Raw genomic sequence first — 19313 nt, forward strand, 5'->3', positions numbered from 1 at the left:
TTGCATGCACAGATCGTACAAACGGACGAACAACTAAGAGATGCATTCTCTGTACGTAAGCAAGTATTTGTGAAGGAACAGCAAGTTTCTGCCGAAGAAGAGTATGATGAGTTTGAAGAAACTTCCATACACGTTGTTATATATGATAATGATGTTCCCGTTGGTGCTGGACGTTTTCGCACCATTGATGGAATAGGAAAAATGGAACGCATTTGCGTACTAGCTTCCCATCGTAAAAAAGGCATTGGAAAAATTGTTATGGATGCACTTGAAGCATATGCGAAGGAAAACTCGCTACCAAAATTGAAGCTGCATGCTCAAACACATGCCGAAGATTTCTATAAGAAACTTGGATATGTAACGAATTCTGATGTATTTATGGAAGCAAATATTCCTCACATCGTTATGATAAAAGAATTGTAATTTGAAAACAGGAGGTATCCCCTCCTGTTTTTTACATTGCTATTTTCTTTTTCTTCCGCTAAAGTTAAATGTTGATGCTATAGTTTTGAAGGTGAATATATGACACAAGAAAAATTTTCACAAAAATCATTAACGCACGCTGATATTCCACGTGCAACATATCATATTCCAAAAACATCTACCCATTTAATTATGGAAGAAGATGCAGATGCAGCGTATTTTCGCGCTCTCGAACAGCAAAATGTATTTTTAAACGAAAAACAATTAGAAGCCGTACGAACGACAGAAGGCCCTGTTCTTACACTGGCTGGTGCCGGAAGCGGGAAAACATCTGTTTTAACGACTCGCGTCGGCTATTTAGTAAATGTAAAACAAGTTCATCCGCGAAATATTTTATTGCTTACATTTACACAAAAAGCGGCTGAAGAAATTCGAAATCGTGTAGCGAATTTACCAGGCATGAATCATGCCGCAAGTAGCTATGTTGTTGCTGGTACGTTCCACTCTGTCTTTTTAAAATTACTTCGTAGTCAAGGATATAATCAGCAAATTTTAGCAAACGAAAAACATAAACAAATTATGATAAAGAAAATTTTAAAAGAATTGCGTTTAAAAGACGATTATGATGCTGAAACGATGCTCGCGATGATTTCACTTGAGAAAAACAAATTAAATCGTCCGAAAGATGTAAAAGCAAAAACACCCGTTGAACAAGAATTTAAAGAAGTATACGAGCGTTTTGAAGAAGTGAAACAACGATATAATTATATCGATTTCGATGACATCTTATTAGAAACATATTATATGTTAGAAAATAACGCTCCTTTGCTTACCCAATTACAACAACGTTTCCACTATATTGAAGTAGATGAGTTCCAAGATACATCGTATGCTCAATATGAAATTGTAAAATTGTTAGCTTCGCCAAGAAATAATTTATTTATCGCAGGTGATGACGATCAAGCTATATACGGTTGGCGAGGGGCAAGTCACCAAATTATTTTATCTTTTCCAAAAGAATTTGATAACACTACGATTATCGCCCTTAATACGAATTATCGATCCAATCCTTTTATTGTCGGACTTGGAAATGAAGTTATCAAACTAAATCAAGAACGGTTTGATAAAGAGCTATATTCTGTTCGTGAAGAAGGTGTACAACCTTTTTATGCAAGACCGGCTACAACTCTTGATGAAGCAAATCAAATTTTGCAGCTCATTCAAGAAAAAGTAGATAGTGGTGAACGAAATTATAAAGATTTTTGTTTGCTGTATCGCACACATTCTGTAAGCCGTTCGTTACTGGATCAGCTTACCATTCATAAAATCCCGTTTATTAAGCACGGTGCGAGTCAGTCATTTTATGAACATTCGTTAATTAAGCCTGTATTGGATCATTTACGACTCGTAATTGAACCGTTTCGATTAGAATCACTTTCAAACATATTGCCAACGATGTATATCGGGCGTGATGATTGTATTTCATTTATTGAACGTGAACAATGGAAATATGGCGAAGGTCGTTTCCCTTCTCTTCTTCATTTCTTATTATTAAATCCGAGCTTAAAACCTTTTCAAGTGAAAAAGGTAAATGAGCGTATCGATTTTATTAAATTTATAAAAGAATTAGAACCGAAAAAAGCATTAAAAGAAATTATTCATGGTAAAGGAAAGTATTTAGAGTACTTACAAAGTAACGATCGTTCTTCCTTTACGATGCATAAAGATATACAAGAAGAAATGTTAGAAGAATTAATGGAGTCGGCAAATCGCTTCACTGATATTCCAGCTTATTTACAATTTATTGATGAAGCCATTCAAGGTCAAAAAGAAATGGAAGCATTAAAAACAATGCCACAAAAAGATGCTGTTTCACTTATGTCTATTCATAACGCAAAAGGCCTTGAATTTCCATGTGTCTTTTTACTCGGAGCGAGCGATGGTATTCTGCCCCATACTTCTTCTTTAAAAGATGCAAATGATCGTGTTACAGAGACTTCTGAAGCTTTAGAAGAAGAACGCCGACTACTTTATGTCGCAATTACACGTGCGAAAGAAGAATTGTACATTTCCTCTCCGCAATTTTTTAGAGGAAAAAAATTAGATATATCTCGCTTTTTGTATACTGTGCGAAAAGATTTACCTGAAAAGACATCCACGAAATAAGGATGTCTTTTTTTATATTGCAATATGTACATCCCTCCTATATAAATTCCCTCTTTTTATCATAAGAATTAACGTAATATCAACCATATCCCACTCATATTGTAATAGTGTATGTCAGAACTCACGAGAAGGAGTGAACATAATGAGCTGCAATTGTAACGAAGATCATCAACATGATTTTGATTTCAACTGTGTATCTAATGTCGTTCGTTTTATACATGAACTACAAGAATGTGCAACGACAACATGCGGATCTGGTTGTGAAGTACCCTTTTTAGGAGCACATAATAGCGCATCAGTAGCAAATACACGTCCTTTTATTTTATACACAAAAGCCGGAACACCATTTGAAGCATTCGCGCCATCTGCAAGCCTTTCTAGCTGCCAATCTCCAATTTTCCGTGTCGAGAGTATAGATGATGATGATTGCGCTGTATTGCGTGTATTAACTGTAGTATTAGGTGATACTTCTCCTGTGCCACCTGGTGACGATCCAATCTGTACGTTTTTGGCTGTACCAAATGCAAGATTAATATCGACCAACACTTGTCTTACTGTTGATTTAAGTTGCTTCTGCGCTATTCAATGCTTACGTGATGTTACGATTTAAAACTAAATAATGAGTTAAGCATGGATTGGGTGGCAGAATTATCTGCCACCCAATCCATGCTTAACGAGTATTATTATGTAAATTTCTTAAAATTGGGAACTTGTCTAGAACATAGAACCTGTCCTTTTCATTAACTGAAAGTAGAAACAGATAAAGGAGTGAAAAACATGTTCTCTTCTGATTGCGAATTTACAAAAATCGATTGTGAGGCGAAACCAGCTAGTACACTACCTGCCTTCGGTTTTGCTTTCAACGCGTCTGCACCTCAGTTCGCTTCATTATTTACACCACTACTATTACCTAGCGTAAGTCCAAACCCAAATATTCCTGTTCCTGTAATAAATGATACAGTAAGTGTCGGAGATGGCATTCGAATTCTACGAGCTGGTATTTATCAAATCAGTTATACATTAACAATTAGTCTTGATAATGTACCTACTGCACCAGAAGCTGGTCGTTTCTTCTTATCATTAGGTACACCGGCTAACATTATTCCTGGATCAGGTACAGCGGTTCGTTCTAACGTTATTGGTACTGGTGAAGTAGACGTATCCAGTGGTGTTATTCTTATTAACTTAAACCCTGGTGACTTAATTCAAATTGTACCAGTCCAGTTAATTGGAACGGTAGACATCCGTGCTGCAGCATTAACAGTTGCACAAATTAGCTAGTAAAAAGCGGTATTTCACCTTTGAAATACCGCTTTTTATGTCTAATAAAAAACACTCACAGTAGCATGAGTGTTTCATTCTTCATAGTGTTTTATTGTATTCTTCTTTTTCCCACAATTGCATCCTTTTTTCTTCACAAATCCTTGTTGTTGCAATTGTTCTTGATATGCCTGTTGTTGTGCATGGTGCTGTTGCTGTATGTTATACCATTGCTGCAGGTCATATGAATTTTGCCTTGGATTATTGCTCACAGCAAACATCTCCTCTACTGTCAATTCTGTCTATTTACTATATGAACAACTCTTTATTTCCGTTCCCTCATTCTTTTAAACTCCGCTTTTTCTCGTATTATGAAAATATATTATTCTCCCATAAAGTATCCTGTAATCGTTTCAATGATTGCTGCTGCTCCTGCAATAGCTAATAACGCAAGTAACGGTTCTGCAACGATAGGGATCCAATTATATAACACTAATAAAAAAGCACTAACCCATACCCCTGTACACCAATAACAGCTTAATAATTCGCCAATCCACTTTCTTAATCCTTTACCTTTTACTTTTGTAAAAGTTGATACACTTCCATCCGGCTCCGTAATCTCTAATTCGTCAATAAACGGTCTTCGCAAAAAAGCTGTAATTTTATCATAAACAATTAAACGGGTGAGCCTAAATGCCGCTAACGCGAAAATAAAAAATAAAAGCCAACTTGTAAACAGCATGATTCCACCTTCCCTTATCTTCTTTCGCCTATTTAAAAAAAAGGTCTTGAGATTGTGACCAAATCTCCTCGACTCCAATATCTTATTAATGTAAATACAAACAAGAAGATAAGGAGTGACATTAATGAGTTGTAACGAAAATAAACACCATAGCTCTTCTCATTGTGTAGTTGACGTTGTAAAATTCATCAATGAACTACAAGATTGTTCTACTACAACGTGTGGGTCTGGTTGTGAAATCCCATTTTTAGGTGCTCACAACACTGCATCAGTAGCAAATACACGCCCTTTTATTTTATACACAAAAGCTGGAACACCATTTGAAGCATTTGCACCATCTGCAAGCCTTTCTAGCTGCCAATCTCCAATTTTCCGTGTGGAAAGTGTAGATGATGATAGCTGTGCTGTACTACGTGTATTAACTGTTGTATTAGGTGACGGTTCTCCTGTACCACCTGGTGATGATCCGATTTGTACGTTTTTAGCTGTACCAAATGCAAGATTAGTATCGACATCTACTTGCATTACTGTTGATTTAAGCTGTTTCTGTGCTATCCAATGCTTACGCGACGTTTCTATCTAATAAGTGAAGTAAACTAAAAAACTATTGGGGTGGTAGAAGATTTCTACCACCTTTACATATTTAAAAGCCGGCCATACTAATCGACTGGATATCATCTATAGACAACTTAATATCTCGCATACTATTTGGCGGCATAATCGCTACAATTCCATTACGATACGATATGATTGATCCAACATATGAGACTGTAGCTGTTTTTATTCTGCACCTTACTTTCGGAATGTAATGAGGGCGATTTAATAAAAAATGAATTTTCTCTTCATTATTCATATCCTTAAATGATTTATTATACGGGACAGTTCTCACTGGTTCTTTCTGTTCTTGTTCCTCTTCTTCTATTTTCTCTTCTACTTGTTGCTCTTCTTGTTCTTCTATTACCTCTTCCACCGCACTACTTACAACATTTTCGTTTCTATTACTTTCCTCTTTTTGATCCTCATTTTCAAAGTTTGTTAAAATAATTCTTTTTATTTTCGGTGCAGCAAGTTCCAAACTTACTTGCGCAATATATAACAACGGTTTTCCAACTGTTGAACTTTTATTTTTATTCTTCACACTCGTCCCTCCCACTTCCATACGTAGCTGAATAAATTGTGTACTATTATAGTTATATTCATCACATGGTAAGAACTTTCGTTAAAAATCGTTCTTTCCAAGAACAAATAAAAAGGACAATCTCAACATGTAGAGATTGTCCTTTAACAGTTCATATTATAATTATCCTAAGATATGATACCCTGAATCAACGTGAATGTTTTCTCCTGTTACGCCGCGTGCTAAATCACTGAATAAGAATACTGCTGTATCCCCAACTTCTTCTGGAGTTGTTGTACGACGAAGTGGTGCGCGCTCCTCAATTTCTCTTAAGATTGAGTTAAAGTCGCCTACACCTTTTGCAGATAACGTACGAATTGGACCTGCAGAAATAGCGTTAACGCGAATGCCATGTTGACCTAAATCGTTCGCTAAATATTTCACGCTCGCTTCTAATGAAGCTTTTGCAACGCCCATAACGTTATAGTTTTTCACAACGCGCTCGCCGCCAAGATATGTTAACGTTAAAATATTTCCGCCTTCTGTCATTACTTTCTTCGCTTCTCTTGCTACAGCTGTTAAGGAGAATGCACTAATATTTTGTGCAAGTAAAAATCCGTCGCGAGAAGTATCTACAAATTCACCTTTTAAGTCGTCACGATTTGCAAAAGCAATACAGTGGGCAACACCGTGAATTATACCAACTTCTTGCTTGATTGTTTCAAAACAAGCGGTAAGCTCTTCATCATTTGTTACATCACAAGGTAATACAAGTGATTCTTGTCCTTCTAATGTATCCGCTAATTCACGAACGTTTCTCTCTAAACGTTCTCCTGCATATGTGAAGATTAATTTTGCACCTGCATTATGCAAAGAGCGAGCAATTCCCCATGCAATACTTCTTTGGTTCGCAACGCCCATAACAACAAATGTTTTCCCTTGTAATAGTTCCATGATATATCCTCCCAGAAATACTTATACTTGTTATTAGTACCTGATACTATAATTATAGTAACATAAAACCTCTTAAAGGCAAACAAAAAAGTCATTAACTTAAAATTGTTAATGACTTTTTGTTTCTATAAAAAAACGCTCTAATCCTTCTTCCCAAGAAGGCATTTGTAAAAAACCATTTAATCGTAGCATGTTATGTTGGAAAATAGAATATTTTGGTCTCGCTGCCGCCGCTCCAAATTCTTCAGTTGAAACCGGTAATACATCCACTTTCATATTTGCATACGAAAATATTTTCTTTGCAAATTCAAACCAAGAACATGATCCTCTATTGGATACGTGATACGTACCGTATAAAGAAGTATGAATGAGCTTATTAATCATTACATTTAAATCCGCCACATACGTAGGAGAACCGATTTGATCCGCTACAACAGATACTTCTTCCCTTTCTTTCCCTAATCGCATCATCGTTTTCACAAAGTTATTTCCATACTTACCATATAACCACGATGTACGAACGATAAAGTATTTATTATGTAACTCTTTGACGAACTGCTCTCCCGCATATTTAGAAGCCCCGTATATATTTATCGGCGCCGGATTATGAAATTCATCGTACCCTTCCGGTCTATCACCTTGAAATACATAATCCGTACTAATATAAACTAACTTCGCCCCCACTAATTGTGAGGCAACTGCTACATTTCGAGCCCCTATTGCATTTATTCTATAAGCAAGATCTCGTTCTTTCTCAGCTTGATCAACCTTCGTATACGCTGCACAATGAATAATGATATGTGGCCTTATTTCTTGTACTACTTGCTGCACTTTGGATATATTTGTGATATCTAGTAACTTTTTATCAAATGGATATATGTCATATTCTTCAGGATTTAACTCTTCTTGTAGTTGCTTTCCCAATTGACCATTTGCTCCTGTTATGATAATCCGTTCTCTCATTTATATGCCCCTTACTTTTTTAATGGTTTCCACCATTCCTCATTCTTCTCATACCATTGCACCGTTTCTTGTAACCCTTGCTCAAACGTATACTTCGGTTCCCAATCAAATTCATTCTTCATTTTCTCTGCATCAATCGCATAACGGCGGTCGTGTCCTAAACGATCTGTCACATATTCAATATCCTTTTCCGTTTTTCCTAAGAGAGTAATAATTTGTTCCACAACATCTATATTTGTTTTTTCATTATTTCCACCTATATTATATACTTCTCCTATACATCCCTTATGCAAAACAACGTCAATCGCACGACAATGATCCGTTACATGTAGCCAATCTCTTACATTTAATCCATCGCCATATAACGGTAATTTTTTTCCTTCGAGCGCATTCGTAACCATTAACGGAATTAATTTTTCAGGATATTGATACGGCCCATAGTTATTGGAACAACGTGTTACGATAACTGGTAATTGATATGTTTTATAATAAGATAAAGCTATCATATCGGCGCTCGCTTTGCTTGAAGAATATGGACTATTTGGAGCTAACGGGGTTTCCTCGGCAAATCGCCCTGTTTTTCCTAAAGAGCCATACACCTCATCCGTTGATACTTGCACGAGTTTAATATGCGGATATTTTTTTACTAATTCTAATAAAGTGACTGTCCCAATTACATTTGTATCATAAAAAGGGATCGGATTTTCAATACTACGGTCCACATGTGATTCAGCTGCGAAATTGACAATGACTTGCACATCACGTTCCTGAATAACATGCTCCAGTAGCTCTCCATTTTGAATTTCCCCTTTTACAAAATAGTAATTCGGGTGATCTTGAATAGACTTTACATTATTTAGGTTTCCACTATATGTTAATGCATCGAAATTAATAATTTTATATGTTTCATAGCTTTGTAACATATAATGCACAAAATTACTTCCAATAAATCCTGCTCCACCTGTTACTAATATATTCATAAACAACTCTCCTACTCAAAAACTATCTTCACATTCCTGAAGTGATGGTAATATTCGATCTTTGTCAGACAAAATAGGACTTGTTACCGGCCACGGAATTGCTAATTCTTTATCACTCCAAAGTACCCCTGAATCATGATCAGCACTATAATACTCATCTACTTTATACATAACAATCGTATGCGGAACAAGTGTACAAAAACCGTGCGCAAATCCTTTTGGTACTAATAATTGCCGATGATTATCTGCACTTAAAATATATCCTCTCCACTGCCTAAATGTTGGGGAATCTTTTCGCAAATCGACGATAACGTCATAGATTGCTCCTTGCATAACTTGAATAAGTTTCGTTTGTGCTTTCGGATTTTTTTGAAAGTGTAATCCCCGAATCGTTCCCGCTTCCGCTGAATATGAAACATTATCCTGTACAAATGAATACGTAATCCCTAATGTTTCTAGCACCTTCTTATTATAACTTTCAGTAAAAAAGCCACGCCCATCTCCAAATAACCTCGGTTCTAACAATTTTGCGTCAGTAAAGTTTGTTTCTATAACTTTCATATTCTCACCTATTCTCCGTTAAACTGTTTACCAAAGTTTATATCCCGCGCTAACGTATTCGCCCTTTGAAGAGAAATGTGAGTTCCTGCATCAGTCCACCAACCGCTCATTTCATTATAAGTAAGTACCCCTCGTTTTAAATACCAATTATTAATATCTGTAATTTCAAGTTCTCCCCTTGCGGAAGGTTTTAATTCTTTTATATAAGAAAAGACTTTCGAATCATACAAATAAATTCCTGTGACTGCATAGGAACTTTTCGGCTCTTTCGGCTTTTCTTCAATTTCAATTATTTTGTCGTTTTGAATATGTGCTACGCCAAATCTCTCCGGATCATCTACAGATTGCAGCAGTACTTTCGCACCCTCTTTTTGATTTGCAAACTCTTCAACATACGGACGAATATCATCAGAAAAGATATTATCTCCTAATATAACTACCATACGATCTTTCCCGACGAAATCTTCACAAAGCCCTAATGCTTGCGCAATTCCGCCAGCCTTATCTTGTACACGATACGTAAAAGACACGCCAAACTCTTGACCACTTCCTAAAAAACTAACAACATCTCCCATATGCTCTTTACCTGTAATAATCATAATATCTGTAATCTCGCACTGTTTTAGCTTATATACCGCATGATAAATCATTGGATAACGTCCAACAGGAAGCAAATGTTTATTCGTTACTTTCGTTATTGGATATAATCTCGACCCAGTTCCACCTGCTAAAATAATTCCTTTCACCCTGCATCTCTCCCTTATAATGGAGATAATATATCTTTGTAATGTTCTACAAACACTTTCCGCTCCTTCTCATATGTATCCGCATCAAACTCATCCCCGTTGTAGTGAATACACCATACATTTGCTTGATTAGGGATACCAATTAAATAACCTGCCTTTTGAAACTCTAAAGACTGCGACACATCATAAAAGTGGAATCCTTGAAATAAGTCTTCACGCCACGGAATATCATATTGCGTGGCCATCAATAAACCATCGATTGCCTGAACTGACAAAAATGGTTGATTCCCATAAAAAACTTGATCTAAATTTAATAATTGATAATTCTGTCTCCTGTACTCAATCACTTTCCCTACTAAACTTTTTCCTTCCCACCATATCCCGTTGCTCGGTAAAAACTGAGCACCAGCTACTCCAATTAAACCTAGTTTTTCGTTATCTTTAAAAAGAGAAATGAGTGTATAAAGCATCTCTCGATTAATAAGATAAGTATCTTGATGTATATAAACCTTATACTTCGCGGGATATGAAAGTGCTCGGTTATATGCACTCGCCATACTTTTCGCATCTCGTATCGGAAAAATTTGTACGACATAACCCGGGGGAACAAAAAGGTTTCTTATTTGTCTTTCGCATTGTTCAAATAGCTCTTCATTATTTATACAAACAACGACTAATATTGTATGATCTTTCATTTTGTAGCCCCTCTATTCGTCTTGATTTACATCTGACATATAGTGCTCTACAAATATCTTTCTATACTTTTCATAGTTGGTCATATCCACATCGATATGATAGTGAATGCACCACGCATCACGCTGTACAGGAACCCCAACTGTATAGCCCGCTTTTCTAAATTCAAACGATTGAGACACATCATAATAGTCAAACCCATCAAACAAGTCTTCCCGCCATGGAATATCGTATTGTGTTGCCATTAATAAACCGTCAATACATTCTACAGGCATAAATGTTTTTGAGTCATGATACGGCTTTTCTTGACTTGCCATATAAAATAAATCATTCATATAACCAATGACTTTTCCAACAACTCCTCTGCCTACATTCCATATTCCATTTGGAGGAACATATTGGGCTCCAACCATACCAATCATTCCAAGATGTTCATGTTCTTGAAACAATTGAAGTAATCCGTATAAAAACCCTACATTTACAATGAAAACATCTTGATGTATATACACTTTATATTTTGCCGGATGCGAAATTGCTTGATTATATCCGCTCGTCATACTTTTCGCATTCCGAATCGGCATAAACTGTATCGTGTATCCTGGAGGAACTGGCAATTGTAATATATGTCGTGCACATTGTGCATACATTTTCCGATCATTTATACACGTAACAAATAATATTGTTTTATCTGCTGCACTCATAATTGTGATTTTTCTGCTTCAATAATGTATTGAAATACAACCGTCTCAGCCATGAAGCCACTTCCAAGACGATATTTTTTACAAATACCATATAATTCCTCAATAAGCGGTTCATACATTTTATGATCAACATATACACGATCTACTTTACTAATTGAATAGCCTGCTTTTAAAAACATTCGTAGCATTTCATTAAATGTAAAGAAACGAATATGTGTTTTATCTAATAAACCATATTCTGTATACGTCCAATTTCCAGCAAGTAAGGGAGCTAATACTGAAATGTGTGAAACATTCGGTATACTAGCCAAAATCACACCATTTTGCTTTATATACGGTTTTACTTTTTCTATTACCGCCCACGGATCAAATAAATGCTCTAATACGTCACCAAATATAACGCAATCAAATTGCTCCTCCTCATACGGCATATCCATTGTTTCTATATCGCCTAAAACAACATGATCTAGTTTTTCTTTTGCTTGTTCTGCCGCCTCTGGGAATGCCTCAATTCCAGATACACGTGTGCCATTTTCTTTTATGGCAGCTCCAAGTGCACCACTCGAACAACCGATATCAAGAACTTCTTTCCATTCCTTTTTTATATGTTTTAATACATTCGGATTCACTGCATTATAATAATGCCCAGACTTTTCTTCATATAAAGAATTTTTTGGAGAATTCATTTTACACACTCCTTATGCAAATTGAATTTGAAATATAAATCTCGTCTAACGTCTATAGATGTAACCAATACTTTACTATATAGCCAATCTATTAGAGTTAGAATACCAATAAGCCATTTCTAAAAAAAGCAACCTATAACGATTTATATTGTTTATCAAAAACACTCCGAAAATATTTGCGGTTATATTCAATTGCAGCATTATTCGGAACATAAGAAGCTGCTAATTCATTGTAATAATAAGCTTTATCTTGCTCACCTAACTTGCTATAACAAATACACATTTGTAAATAAGGAAGCCATGTGTAGCTCGCCGGACTATGAAACGGACTCTCCGTCGCCATTGGTACTTCCGTTGCAAGTTTAAACCAAAATATCGCTTCGTTATACTTTTGTTGTTCCATATATATATATCCTATTCTTGTACAATTCTCTCCTCTTGGAACATCATATCGAAACGACTTCACGCAAGATTCAATTGCCTTTTCCCATGATCCAAGCTTTGCATAGCAATCTCCTAATTTACCACATGCATAAATTTTCTCTTCATACCAACCCTCTTCTTGATTAAGAAATGTTTCATATAGTAAAACTGCATCATCATATTTTTGATTATCCATAGATTCATTCGCATAATAAAACAAATCTCTCGGACTCAATTCTTCCCCAGCTACTACAGCATCTTGAAAAATTTTCAAATTACGATTCGTTACTTTCTTTTCTTTTTTATGCGTAATCGCAACATTACTATTAAAAATCTCACCAAAAATAGCTAAATACTCATGCACCTTTCCAAACCATTGAAATTGTTTTTCACGCTTTACAAGTCGATATCTTCTTGTACAATATAAAGGTTTCCCGTTAGAATCCATTACAAGATGATATGGCATCGAAACGGCATCCACATTAGGATCTAATTCTCTTTTTAATAAGTTCAATGCCTCTTGCGCATCTTCTAATAACACATCATCAGCATCTAACCAGAATATATATTCTTGCGTTGCTTTCGAAAAAGAAAAATTTCTAGCTGCCGCAAAATCATTAATCCATGGAAAGTCATATATGTTAGAAGTATATTGAGCTACAATTTCTTTCGTCCGATCAATGGAACCTGTATCCACTATAATAATTTCATCAACAATTTTTTCTACTGCGTCTAAACATCGACCGATTGTATCTTCCTCATCTCGAACAATCATACATAAACTAATTGTAATTCCTTGCTTGGTCAACATAATCACCCTCTTCCAAATCATTCATATGTTATACATACAATAAACTTTCCACTTTTTTAACTTGCACAAGCAGTTTAAGATTTCTTTTCAATAATTCAAATGTCCGTGTCATTTTCTTCCGGTTTTGCATCTACTATATAATGAACGCTTTATGGAGGTGAATTTATGTCAAATAATAATTATTCAGATGGATTAAATCCCGATGAATCTTTATCAGCTAGTGCATTTGACCCTAATCTTGTAGGACCAACATTACCACCGATACCGCCGTTTACCCTTCCGACTGGGCCGACTGGACCGACTGGACCGACTGGACCGACTGGGCCGACTGGGCCGACTGCACCAACTGGACCGACTGGACCAACTGGACCGACTGGGCCGACTGGACCAACTGGACCAACTGGACCAACTGGACCGACTGGGCCGACTGGGCCGACTGGTGCTACTGGTGCTACCGGCGCTACTGGGCCAACTGGTGCTACTGGTGCTACTGGTGCTACTGGACCGACTGGGCCAACTGGTGCTACTGGCGCGACTGGACCAACTGGTGCTACTGGTGCTACTGGGCCAACTGGGCCAACTGGACCTTCTGGGTTAGGACTGCCAGCAGGATTGTATGCCTTTAACTCAGCTGCAATTTCTGTAGCTCTTGGAATTAATGATCCAGTACCATTTAATACCGTTGGATCTCAATTTGGTACGGCAATTTCTCAAATGGATGCCGATACTTTCGTAATTAGTGAAACTGGTTTTTATAAAATTACGGTTATTGCTTATACAGCGGCAGTAAGTGTATTAGGAAGTCTTGCAATTCAAGTTAATGGGGTTACTGTGCCGGGAGCGGGCACAAGTTTAATTTCACTTGGAGCTCCTATCGTTATCCAAGCCATTACACAAATTACGACAACACCATCACTCGTTGAAGCAGTTGTTACAGGAATTGGATTATCACTAGCTCTTGGTACAAGTGCATCAATTATTATTGAGAAAATTGCTTAATTTTGTACTTAGCAGTAAGACTGGTATTAGTCTTACTGCTTTTTCATTTGTAAATTCAATCATTAAATCTTTCTTTTCTACATAGTCATAATGTTGTATGACATTCCGCAGGAGGCACTTATATGGAAAATAAATCAGCTGTTCAGCTTTATCTTGAATTATTAAAGAAAACAATTTTATTTGAAATATGGTTAGAATACGAACCATACTTACCTGCTTCGTTACATATATCTAAAGAGCTATCATATGAACCAGTTACTGTTCCGCTTCCTTTATTTCTTAAGCAGTACGTAGAAAATCACAATTTAAAAATCGTTGACCCTAACGTTTCAAAAAGTGAGCGGCAAGGCGGCAAAGATTGGCCAAGAGCAGCACATAGTATGATTGGCCGAAAACGTATGAATCAATTACACGAAGCTATGGAAACTGTTGTCCGTGAAAATATAGAAGGTGATTTTATTGAAACTGGTGTATGGCGCGGAGGATCATGCATTTTTATGAATGGTTTTTTACAAGCAAACAACATTACGGATCGTACTGTGTGGGTTGCCGATTCGTTTGAAGGTCTACCAGCACCTAACTTAGAACAATACCCAAAAGATTACGGTGATTACTTGCACACATTCGATTACTTACGGGTTTCTTTAGAAACAGTGCAAGAGAACTTTAGAAAATATGATTTATTAAATGATCAGGTAAAATTTTTAAAGGGTTGGTTTAAAGATACATTGCCTTCAGCACCGGTAGAAAAAATTGCAATTGCTCGTCTTGATGGTGATATGTATGAATCAACGATGGATAGTCTTGTAAACTTATACGATAAAGTGTCAACAGGTGGCTTTATTATTATTGATGACTACGGATTAGTAACATGCGCAGAAGCTGTAACAGATTTCAGAAATGAAAGAAACTTACAAGCTCCTATTACTAAAATTGATGATTTCGGTATTTATTGGCGGAAAGAATAGAATACAAGTTTATTTTTTTGAGAGGAACTTTATACTACTTATTCATAAGAACCACTCGTGTAAAGTTCCCCTCACTATAACTGATGAACTTATACACAATAGAAATCCCCTACTTTACTATAAGGACGGAGTGAATGTATGAACGAAAACGAGAAAAAATCCACATTAATTCCACCTCCAGAACTCGTTCAATATGTAGGTGGTGACTTTGAAGAAGTTGGAAAAGAGTTTATGCAGTATTTTATTGAAATTGGCAATGTAAAACCAAATGAAACAGTGTTAGATATAGGTTGCGGTATCGGCCGGATGGCGGTTCCATTAATGGATTATTTAAACGATGATGGTACTTATTATGGATTTGACTTATTCACTAAGGGAATTACATGGTGCAAAAATAACATTTCAACACGCCGTAACAATTTCCATTTTGAACATGTCGATATATATAATCAATTCTATAATCCTGATGGAAAAGAAGATGCTTCCCAATACAAGTTTCCATATGAAGATGAATCATTTGATTTTATTTTTTTAACGTCTATATTTACCCACCTCCTTCCGAAAGAATTGGAACATTACTTAAGTGAAATTTCTCGAGTTTTGAAAAAGGATGGGAGATGTTTCATCACTTTCTTTTTAATTAACCCTGAATCTTCCTATTATTTAAATGCAGGTCTAAGTACGTTAGGTTTTTATCATCAAATTGACAATTGTTATGTTCTAAATAAAGAAATTCCGAATTTCGCAGTTGCCTATCTTGAGAAAGATATTCTTACCCTATTAAATAAGTATGGACTAGAAATGCAGACTCCTCCCCATTATGGCTCATGGTGTGGCAGAACTGAGCATACAAGTTATCAAGATATTATTCTTACACAAAAAAATTCTGAAAGGTAGTTGTATATGAATAATATAAAAAATCTGCCGCTCGTTTCCATCCTTATTCCCACCTATAATCGACCACATTATTTTAAAATTGCTCTAGAAAGTGCATTAGCACAAACGTATTCCAATATTGAAATCATTGTAGGAGACGATAGTACAAATAATGAAACAGAAAAATTAATATACCGACATTATTTACATAAGCATAAAAATATAACATACATTCGAAATACCACTACTCTAGGGCAATTTCATAACGCACTTATGCTCTTAAAACAGTCAAATGGAGAGTACATAAATTTCTTAATGGATGATGATATATTTTATAGTGGTAAAATTGAAAAAATGATGTTTTATTTCCAAAAAGACTTAGATCAAAATCTCGCACTTATTACATCTTATCGTACTTGGATTAATGATGATGGAGAAATAATTGAACAACATCCCTCCATGAAAAGGTTATATGATGAAGATACTCTACTAAACGGGAAAGATTTTGGAAACCATATGCTTATATTGGGACAAAACATTATTGGTGAACCTACGACTGTACTCTTTCGAAAACATCTATTAGCAGAACCTTTCGGCACTTTAAATGGTAGAAAATATGGTTGTAGTGTTGATATGGCCTCTTGGATCAGTTTACTGTCAAGAGGTGATGCGATGTATATAACGGAGCCCTTAAGTTCATTCCGCCTTCATACGGGACAGCAAGTACATCACAAATTCCTTGAAGGCTGTGAAGATTTTTCACATCTCGTTTTAACCTCCAAAAAATATGGTTTCTTACAAGATAGCACCCATTATAAATCGAGTCTGTTAAAAGCTTGCGAATGGCACGATGATGCCACGAATTTTTACCGATTATTCCCAGATCTCATTCCAACTTCCGATACACATGCCCGTCTCTCCCATTGTTTAAATATCATTACAAAAGAACTCCGTGCCATATAGTCCATCACACGGTAGGCACTACTCCTTCCGTGTGATGTATGACTTCCCACAAATAGTGGAATAAATGTATGCATAGTCTGCTTGTATATTATTTTTATCATGACATGATCCATATACTTACTAGGCGATAGAAAGGAATACACACATTGAAAGATTCAAATTCTCAATATCAAATAGACTACGTATTGCTATTCATTTTATTTGCCATTGGGATTGTTAGTTGTTTTGCAATTGCAAGTGCACAAGCCTCTTTACCACCATTTTTACAACATGTAAATTTTGTATTAAAGCAAATCCAGTGGTACTTCATTGGATTCATAGCCATTGGTATGATTATGATTATCGATTTCGATCGTTATCAAAAAATTGCTTGGTATTTATATAGCTTTGCATTGGTACTACTTATTGGACTAGAATTTCAAGTACCAGGTGCCGTTACAATTAAAGGTGCGACTGCTTGGTACAGGCTCCCAGGCATCGGAAATTTCCAGCCTTCCGAAATTATGAAATTGTTTTTAATTATTGTCATCGGACGAATTATAGCTAATCATAATGAGAAATATTTTTACCGAACAATACACGACGATTTTCTATTACTCGGAAAAATATGCGCAACAAGTTTGCCGCCACTACTACTGATTGCAAAGGAACCTGATTTAGGAAACACGATGGTAATTTCAGCTATGCTCGCAGCAATGATATTAGTTTCTGGTATACGTTGGCGTTTTATTTTCGGGTTAGTTTCCGGTATCTTTGTAGCTGGCTTTACATTAACGTATATTTTTTTCACTCATACAAAATTCTTTAAAGCACACATTTTACAAGAATATCAATTAAATCGCTTCTACGGCTGGTTAGCGCCATACAAATATGATGCGCAAGGCTATCAATTAAGACAAGCTTTCTTAGCTACCGGATCAGGAGAAATGCAAGGAAAAGGTTGGGAAAATGGACAAGTATACTTTCCAGAACCACATACAGATTTTATTTTCACGAATGTCGCTGAGCAATTCGGATTTTTAGGCGCAAGCGTCATTATTGCACTTTTTTTCCTACTTATTTTCCGCATGATTCATATCGCTATAGAAAGTAATGACCCTTTCGGTAGTTACATCTGCGCTGGTACAATCGGCATGTTTACTTTTCAAGTATTTCAAAATATCGGGATGACAATCGGATTACTACCTATTACAGGCATCACACTACCCCTTATGAGCTACGGAGGAAGCTCCTTACTCACATACATGATAGCGATTGGATTTGTTTTGAACGTCCGCTCAAGAACGAAAATCTTTATGTTCAACTGAAGCACAAAAACGGTATATTTTTATCTCTATCCTTTTTTAGATATACTAATGAAAAATATGATGGAGGTTTACATATGAAATATGACATTATAGGGGATATTCATGGATGCTTCCAAGAGTTTCAAGATTTAACGAAAAAACTCGGATATAACTGGAATAGTGACTTGCCGATTCACCCTGATCAACGCAAGCTTGCTTTTGTTGGCGATATCACAGATCGCGGTCCTCATTCATTACGTATGATTGAAATTGTATGGGAGCTTGTCATAAATAAAAAAGTAGCGTATTACGCTCCGGGAAATCACTGCAATAAACTATACCGATTTTTCCTTGGACGTAATGTGACAATCGCTCATGGACTCGAAACAACTGTTGCCGAATATGAAGCACTGCCTTCTCATCAACAAAACATGATAAAAGAAAAATTCATCACACTTTACGAGCAATCCCCTTTATATCATGTACTCGATGAAAAAAGGTTAATTGTGTGTCACGCCGGCATTCGGCAAGATTACATAGGAAGACAAGATAAAAAAGTACAAACCTTTGTATTATACGGCGATATTACAGGAGAAAAACATGCTGACGGCTCTCCTGTCCGTCGCGACTGGGCGAAGGAGTATAAAGGAACAGCTTGGGTTGTATATGGACATACACCCGTAAAAGAACCTCGCTTTGTAAATCATACAGTCAATATTGACACTGGTGCTGTATTTGGTGGCAAACTAACTGGACTACGTTATCCTGAAATGGAGACTGTTTCCGTTCCTTCCTCCCTGCCTTTTGTCCCTGAGAAATTCCGCCCAATTTCATAACCCATATGTAAGGATTACCGTATCATTTAGGCGTCTCTCATATAAAAATTGGGTAAAGTCATTAAAAAAAGATGCAATAAAGTGGTCATCTCCCTGTCAAGTAGACAGTCATAAAAAGAGTATTATGCCACGGCCTTTTCCCGATATTCTATCGGGGAA

23 protein-coding genes are annotated in these 19313 nt (G+C 36.3%); 11 read left to right on the forward strand and 12 right to left on the reverse strand.

The genetic code is table 11. The features are described 5' to 3' along the window. From PDQ68_RS15450 to exsF, 4 genes are all read left to right on the forward strand, one after another. Complete coding sequence (locus PDQ68_RS15450) at positions 1 to 423, forward strand: GNAT family N-acetyltransferase (protein WP_000543274.1); 423 nt, start codon at positions 1 to 3, stop codon at positions 421 to 423. A 99-nt stretch (positions 424 to 522) separates the two neighbouring features. Beyond that, a complete protein-coding gene (locus PDQ68_RS15455) occupies positions 523 to 2589 on the forward strand; it encodes an ATP-dependent helicase (protein ID WP_000191176.1) in 2067 nt (688 codons plus the stop codon). A 142-nt stretch (positions 2590 to 2731) separates the two neighbouring features. Continuing rightward, complete coding sequence (cotY, locus tag PDQ68_RS15460; protein WP_001277715.1) at positions 2732 to 3199, forward strand: spore coat protein CotY; 468 nt, start codon at positions 2732 to 2734, stop codon at positions 3197 to 3199. Positions 3200 to 3366: 167 nt separating this feature from the next. Next, positions 3367 to 3870, forward strand: a complete 504-nt coding sequence (gene exsF, locus PDQ68_RS15465) for an exosporium protein ExsF (RefSeq protein WP_061183192.1) — start codon at positions 3367 to 3369, stop codon at positions 3868 to 3870. A 74-nt stretch (positions 3871 to 3944) separates the two neighbouring features. On the opposite strand, the gene PDQ68_RS15470 is transcribed toward exsF, so the two are convergent. Both PDQ68_RS15470 and PDQ68_RS15475 read right to left on the reverse strand, forming a co-directional pair. Then, positions 3945 to 4130 carry a hypothetical protein gene (locus PDQ68_RS15470; RefSeq protein ID WP_003266501.1) on the reverse strand — a complete coding sequence of 62 codons (186 nt, stop codon included), beginning with the start codon at positions 4128 to 4130 and terminating at the stop codon, positions 3945 to 3947. A 101-nt stretch (positions 4131 to 4231) separates the two neighbouring features. Then, on the reverse strand, positions 4232 to 4591 hold the full coding sequence (locus tag PDQ68_RS15475; protein ID WP_000899662.1) for a DUF1360 domain-containing protein: 360 nt from the start codon (positions 4589 to 4591) through the stop codon (positions 4232 to 4234). 124 nt (positions 4592 to 4715) lie between these two features. Here PDQ68_RS15475 and exsY point away from each other — a divergent pair, with 124 nt between their 5' ends. Next, positions 4716 to 5174: an exosporium assembly protein ExsY gene (gene exsY / locus PDQ68_RS15480; protein ID WP_016716885.1), complete on the forward strand. Its 459-nt coding sequence runs from the start codon at positions 4716 to 4718 to the stop codon at positions 5172 to 5174. Between the two features lie 60 nt (positions 5175 to 5234). Here exsY and PDQ68_RS15485 read toward each other — a convergent pair whose 3' ends face one another. From PDQ68_RS15485 to PDQ68_RS15530, 10 genes are all read right to left on the reverse strand, one after another. Then, positions 5235 to 5750, reverse strand: a complete 516-nt coding sequence (locus PDQ68_RS15485) for a spore coat CotO family protein (RefSeq protein WP_073530301.1) — start codon at positions 5748 to 5750, stop codon at positions 5235 to 5237. 141 nt (positions 5751 to 5891) lie between these two features. Continuing rightward, a complete protein-coding gene (fabI, locus tag PDQ68_RS15490) occupies positions 5892 to 6662 on the reverse strand; it encodes an enoyl-ACP reductase FabI (RefSeq protein WP_061183194.1) in 771 nt (256 codons plus the stop codon). A gap of 108 nt (positions 6663 to 6770) precedes the next feature. After that, positions 6771 to 7625 (reverse strand): dTDP-4-dehydrorhamnose reductase, encoded by an 855-nt coding sequence (rfbD, locus tag PDQ68_RS15495; RefSeq protein WP_061183195.1) that lies wholly within the window; start codon positions 7623 to 7625, stop codon positions 6771 to 6773. An 11-nt stretch (positions 7626 to 7636) separates the two neighbouring features. Beyond that, complete coding sequence (gene rfbB / locus PDQ68_RS15500) at positions 7637 to 8605, reverse strand: dTDP-glucose 4,6-dehydratase (protein WP_061183196.1); 969 nt, start codon at positions 8603 to 8605, stop codon at positions 7637 to 7639. 15 nt (positions 8606 to 8620) lie between these two features. Next, positions 8621 to 9166: a dTDP-4-dehydrorhamnose 3,5-epimerase gene (gene rfbC, locus PDQ68_RS15505; protein ID WP_061183197.1), complete on the reverse strand. Its 546-nt coding sequence runs from the start codon at positions 9164 to 9166 to the stop codon at positions 8621 to 8623. 8 nt (positions 9167 to 9174) lie between these two features. After that, positions 9175 to 9912, reverse strand: coding sequence for a sugar phosphate nucleotidyltransferase (locus PDQ68_RS15510; protein ID WP_016716880.1), 738 nt, complete (start codon positions 9910 to 9912; stop codon positions 9175 to 9177). Between the two features lie 14 nt (positions 9913 to 9926). Beyond that, positions 9927 to 10607 (reverse strand): glycosyltransferase family protein, encoded by a 681-nt coding sequence (locus PDQ68_RS15515; RefSeq protein ID WP_270786884.1) that lies wholly within the window; start codon positions 10605 to 10607, stop codon positions 9927 to 9929. 12 nt (positions 10608 to 10619) lie between these two features. Then, the gene (locus PDQ68_RS15520; RefSeq protein WP_001271197.1) at positions 10620 to 11306 is read right to left on the reverse strand and encodes a glycosyltransferase family protein; all 687 of its coding nucleotides are present in this window, start codon (positions 11304 to 11306) and stop codon (positions 10620 to 10622) included. Continuing rightward, the gene (locus PDQ68_RS15525) at positions 11303 to 11992 is read right to left on the reverse strand and encodes a class I SAM-dependent methyltransferase (protein ID WP_016716878.1); all 690 of its coding nucleotides are present in this window, start codon (positions 11990 to 11992) and stop codon (positions 11303 to 11305) included. Before PDQ68_RS15525 ends, PDQ68_RS15520 begins: the two co-directional genes overlap by 4 nt. 133 nt (positions 11993 to 12125) lie before the next feature. Further along, on the reverse strand, positions 12126 to 13226 hold the full coding sequence (locus PDQ68_RS15530; RefSeq protein WP_061183199.1) for a glycosyltransferase: 1101 nt from the start codon (positions 13224 to 13226) through the stop codon (positions 12126 to 12128). A gap of 165 nt (positions 13227 to 13391) precedes the next feature. Between PDQ68_RS15530 and PDQ68_RS15535 the strand changes: the two genes are divergently transcribed. The 6 genes from PDQ68_RS15535 to prpE all read left to right on the forward strand — a co-directional run bounded on the left by PDQ68_RS15535 (position 13392) and on the right by prpE (position 19154). Beyond that, on the forward strand, positions 13392 to 14225 hold the full coding sequence (locus PDQ68_RS15535) for a BclA C-terminal domain-containing protein (RefSeq protein ID WP_270786885.1): 834 nt from the start codon (positions 13392 to 13394) through the stop codon (positions 14223 to 14225). Between the two features lie 122 nt (positions 14226 to 14347). Next, positions 14348 to 15193, forward strand: a complete 846-nt coding sequence (locus PDQ68_RS15540) for a TylF/MycF family methyltransferase (protein WP_061183201.1) — start codon at positions 14348 to 14350, stop codon at positions 15191 to 15193. A gap of 138 nt (positions 15194 to 15331) precedes the next feature. Continuing rightward, a complete protein-coding gene (locus PDQ68_RS15545; protein WP_016716874.1) occupies positions 15332 to 16090 on the forward strand; it encodes a class I SAM-dependent methyltransferase in 759 nt (252 codons plus the stop codon). Positions 16091 to 16096: 6 nt separating this feature from the next. Next, positions 16097 to 17032 carry a glycosyltransferase family 2 protein gene (locus tag PDQ68_RS15550; protein ID WP_016716873.1) on the forward strand — a complete coding sequence of 312 codons (936 nt, stop codon included), beginning with the start codon at positions 16097 to 16099 and terminating at the stop codon, positions 17030 to 17032. Between the two features lie 146 nt (positions 17033 to 17178). Next, positions 17179 to 18339 (forward strand): FtsW/RodA/SpoVE family cell cycle protein, encoded by a 1161-nt coding sequence (locus PDQ68_RS15555; RefSeq protein WP_000655328.1) that lies wholly within the window; start codon positions 17179 to 17181, stop codon positions 18337 to 18339. Positions 18340 to 18413: 74 nt separating this feature from the next. After that, positions 18414 to 19154: a bis(5'-nucleosyl)-tetraphosphatase PrpE gene (prpE, locus tag PDQ68_RS15560; protein ID WP_000872682.1), complete on the forward strand. Its 741-nt coding sequence runs from the start codon at positions 18414 to 18416 to the stop codon at positions 19152 to 19154. Positions 19155 to 19313: the final 159 nt, after the last annotated feature.

The organism is Bacillus cereus group sp. Bc010 (assembly GCF_027716745.1).
GTDB lineage: Bacteria > Bacillota > Bacilli > Bacillales > Bacillaceae_G > Bacillus_A > Bacillus_A pacificus.

Bases quoted from the DNA above. Each gene is read 5' to 3' on its own strand.
- PDQ68_RS15470 (WP_003266501.1), bottom strand. From the start codon at position 4,130: ATGTTTGCTGTGAGCAATAATCCAAGGCAAAATTCATATGACCTGCAG.
- prpE (WP_000872682.1), top strand. From the start codon at position 18,414: ATGAAATATGACATTATAGGGGATATTCATGGATGCTTCCAAGAGTTT.
- PDQ68_RS15520 (WP_001271197.1), bottom strand. From the start codon at position 11,306: ATGAGTGCAGCAGATAAAACAATATTATTTGTTACGTGTATAAATGAT.
- rfbC (WP_061183197.1), bottom strand. From the start codon at position 9,166: ATGAAAGTTATAGAAACAAACTTTACTGACGCAAAATTGTTAGAACCG.
- PDQ68_RS15545 (WP_016716874.1), top strand. From the start codon at position 15,332: ATGAACGAAAACGAGAAAAAATCCACATTAATTCCACCTCCAGAACTC.
- PDQ68_RS15515 (WP_270786884.1), bottom strand. From the start codon at position 10,607: ATGAAAGATCATACAATATTAGTCGTTGTTTGTATAAATAATGAAGAG.
- PDQ68_RS15485 (WP_073530301.1), bottom strand. From the start codon at position 5,750: ATGGAAGTGGGAGGGACGAGTGTGAAGAATAAAAATAAAAGTTCAACA.
- PDQ68_RS15475 (WP_000899662.1), bottom strand. From the start codon at position 4,591: ATGCTGTTTACAAGTTGGCTTTTATTTTTTATTTTCGCGTTAGCGGCA.
- fabI (WP_061183194.1), bottom strand. From the start codon at position 6,662: ATGGAACTATTACAAGGGAAAACATTTGTTGTTATGGGCGTTGCGAAC.
- exsF (WP_061183192.1), top strand. From the start codon at position 3,367: ATGTTCTCTTCTGATTGCGAATTTACAAAAATCGATTGTGAGGCGAAA.
- rfbB (WP_061183196.1), bottom strand. From the start codon at position 8,605: ATGAATATATTAGTAACAGGTGGAGCAGGATTTATTGGAAGTAATTTT.
- exsY (WP_016716885.1), top strand. From the start codon at position 4,716: ATGAGTTGTAACGAAAATAAACACCATAGCTCTTCTCATTGTGTAGTT.
- cotY (WP_001277715.1), top strand. From the start codon at position 2,732: ATGAGCTGCAATTGTAACGAAGATCATCAACATGATTTTGATTTCAAC.
- PDQ68_RS15455 (WP_000191176.1), top strand. From the start codon at position 523: ATGACACAAGAAAAATTTTCACAAAAATCATTAACGCACGCTGATATT.
- PDQ68_RS15540 (WP_061183201.1), top strand. From the start codon at position 14,348: ATGGAAAATAAATCAGCTGTTCAGCTTTATCTTGAATTATTAAAGAAA.
- PDQ68_RS15535 (WP_270786885.1), top strand. From the start codon at position 13,392: ATGTCAAATAATAATTATTCAGATGGATTAAATCCCGATGAATCTTTA.
- PDQ68_RS15530 (WP_061183199.1), bottom strand. From the start codon at position 13,226: ATGTTGACCAAGCAAGGAATTACAATTAGTTTATGTATGATTGTTCGA.
- PDQ68_RS15525 (WP_016716878.1), bottom strand. From the start codon at position 11,992: ATGAATTCTCCAAAAAATTCTTTATATGAAGAAAAGTCTGGGCATTAT.
- PDQ68_RS15550 (WP_016716873.1), top strand. From the start codon at position 16,097: ATGAATAATATAAAAAATCTGCCGCTCGTTTCCATCCTTATTCCCACC.
- rfbD (WP_061183195.1), bottom strand. From the start codon at position 7,625: ATGAGAGAACGGATTATCATAACAGGAGCAAATGGTCAATTGGGAAAG.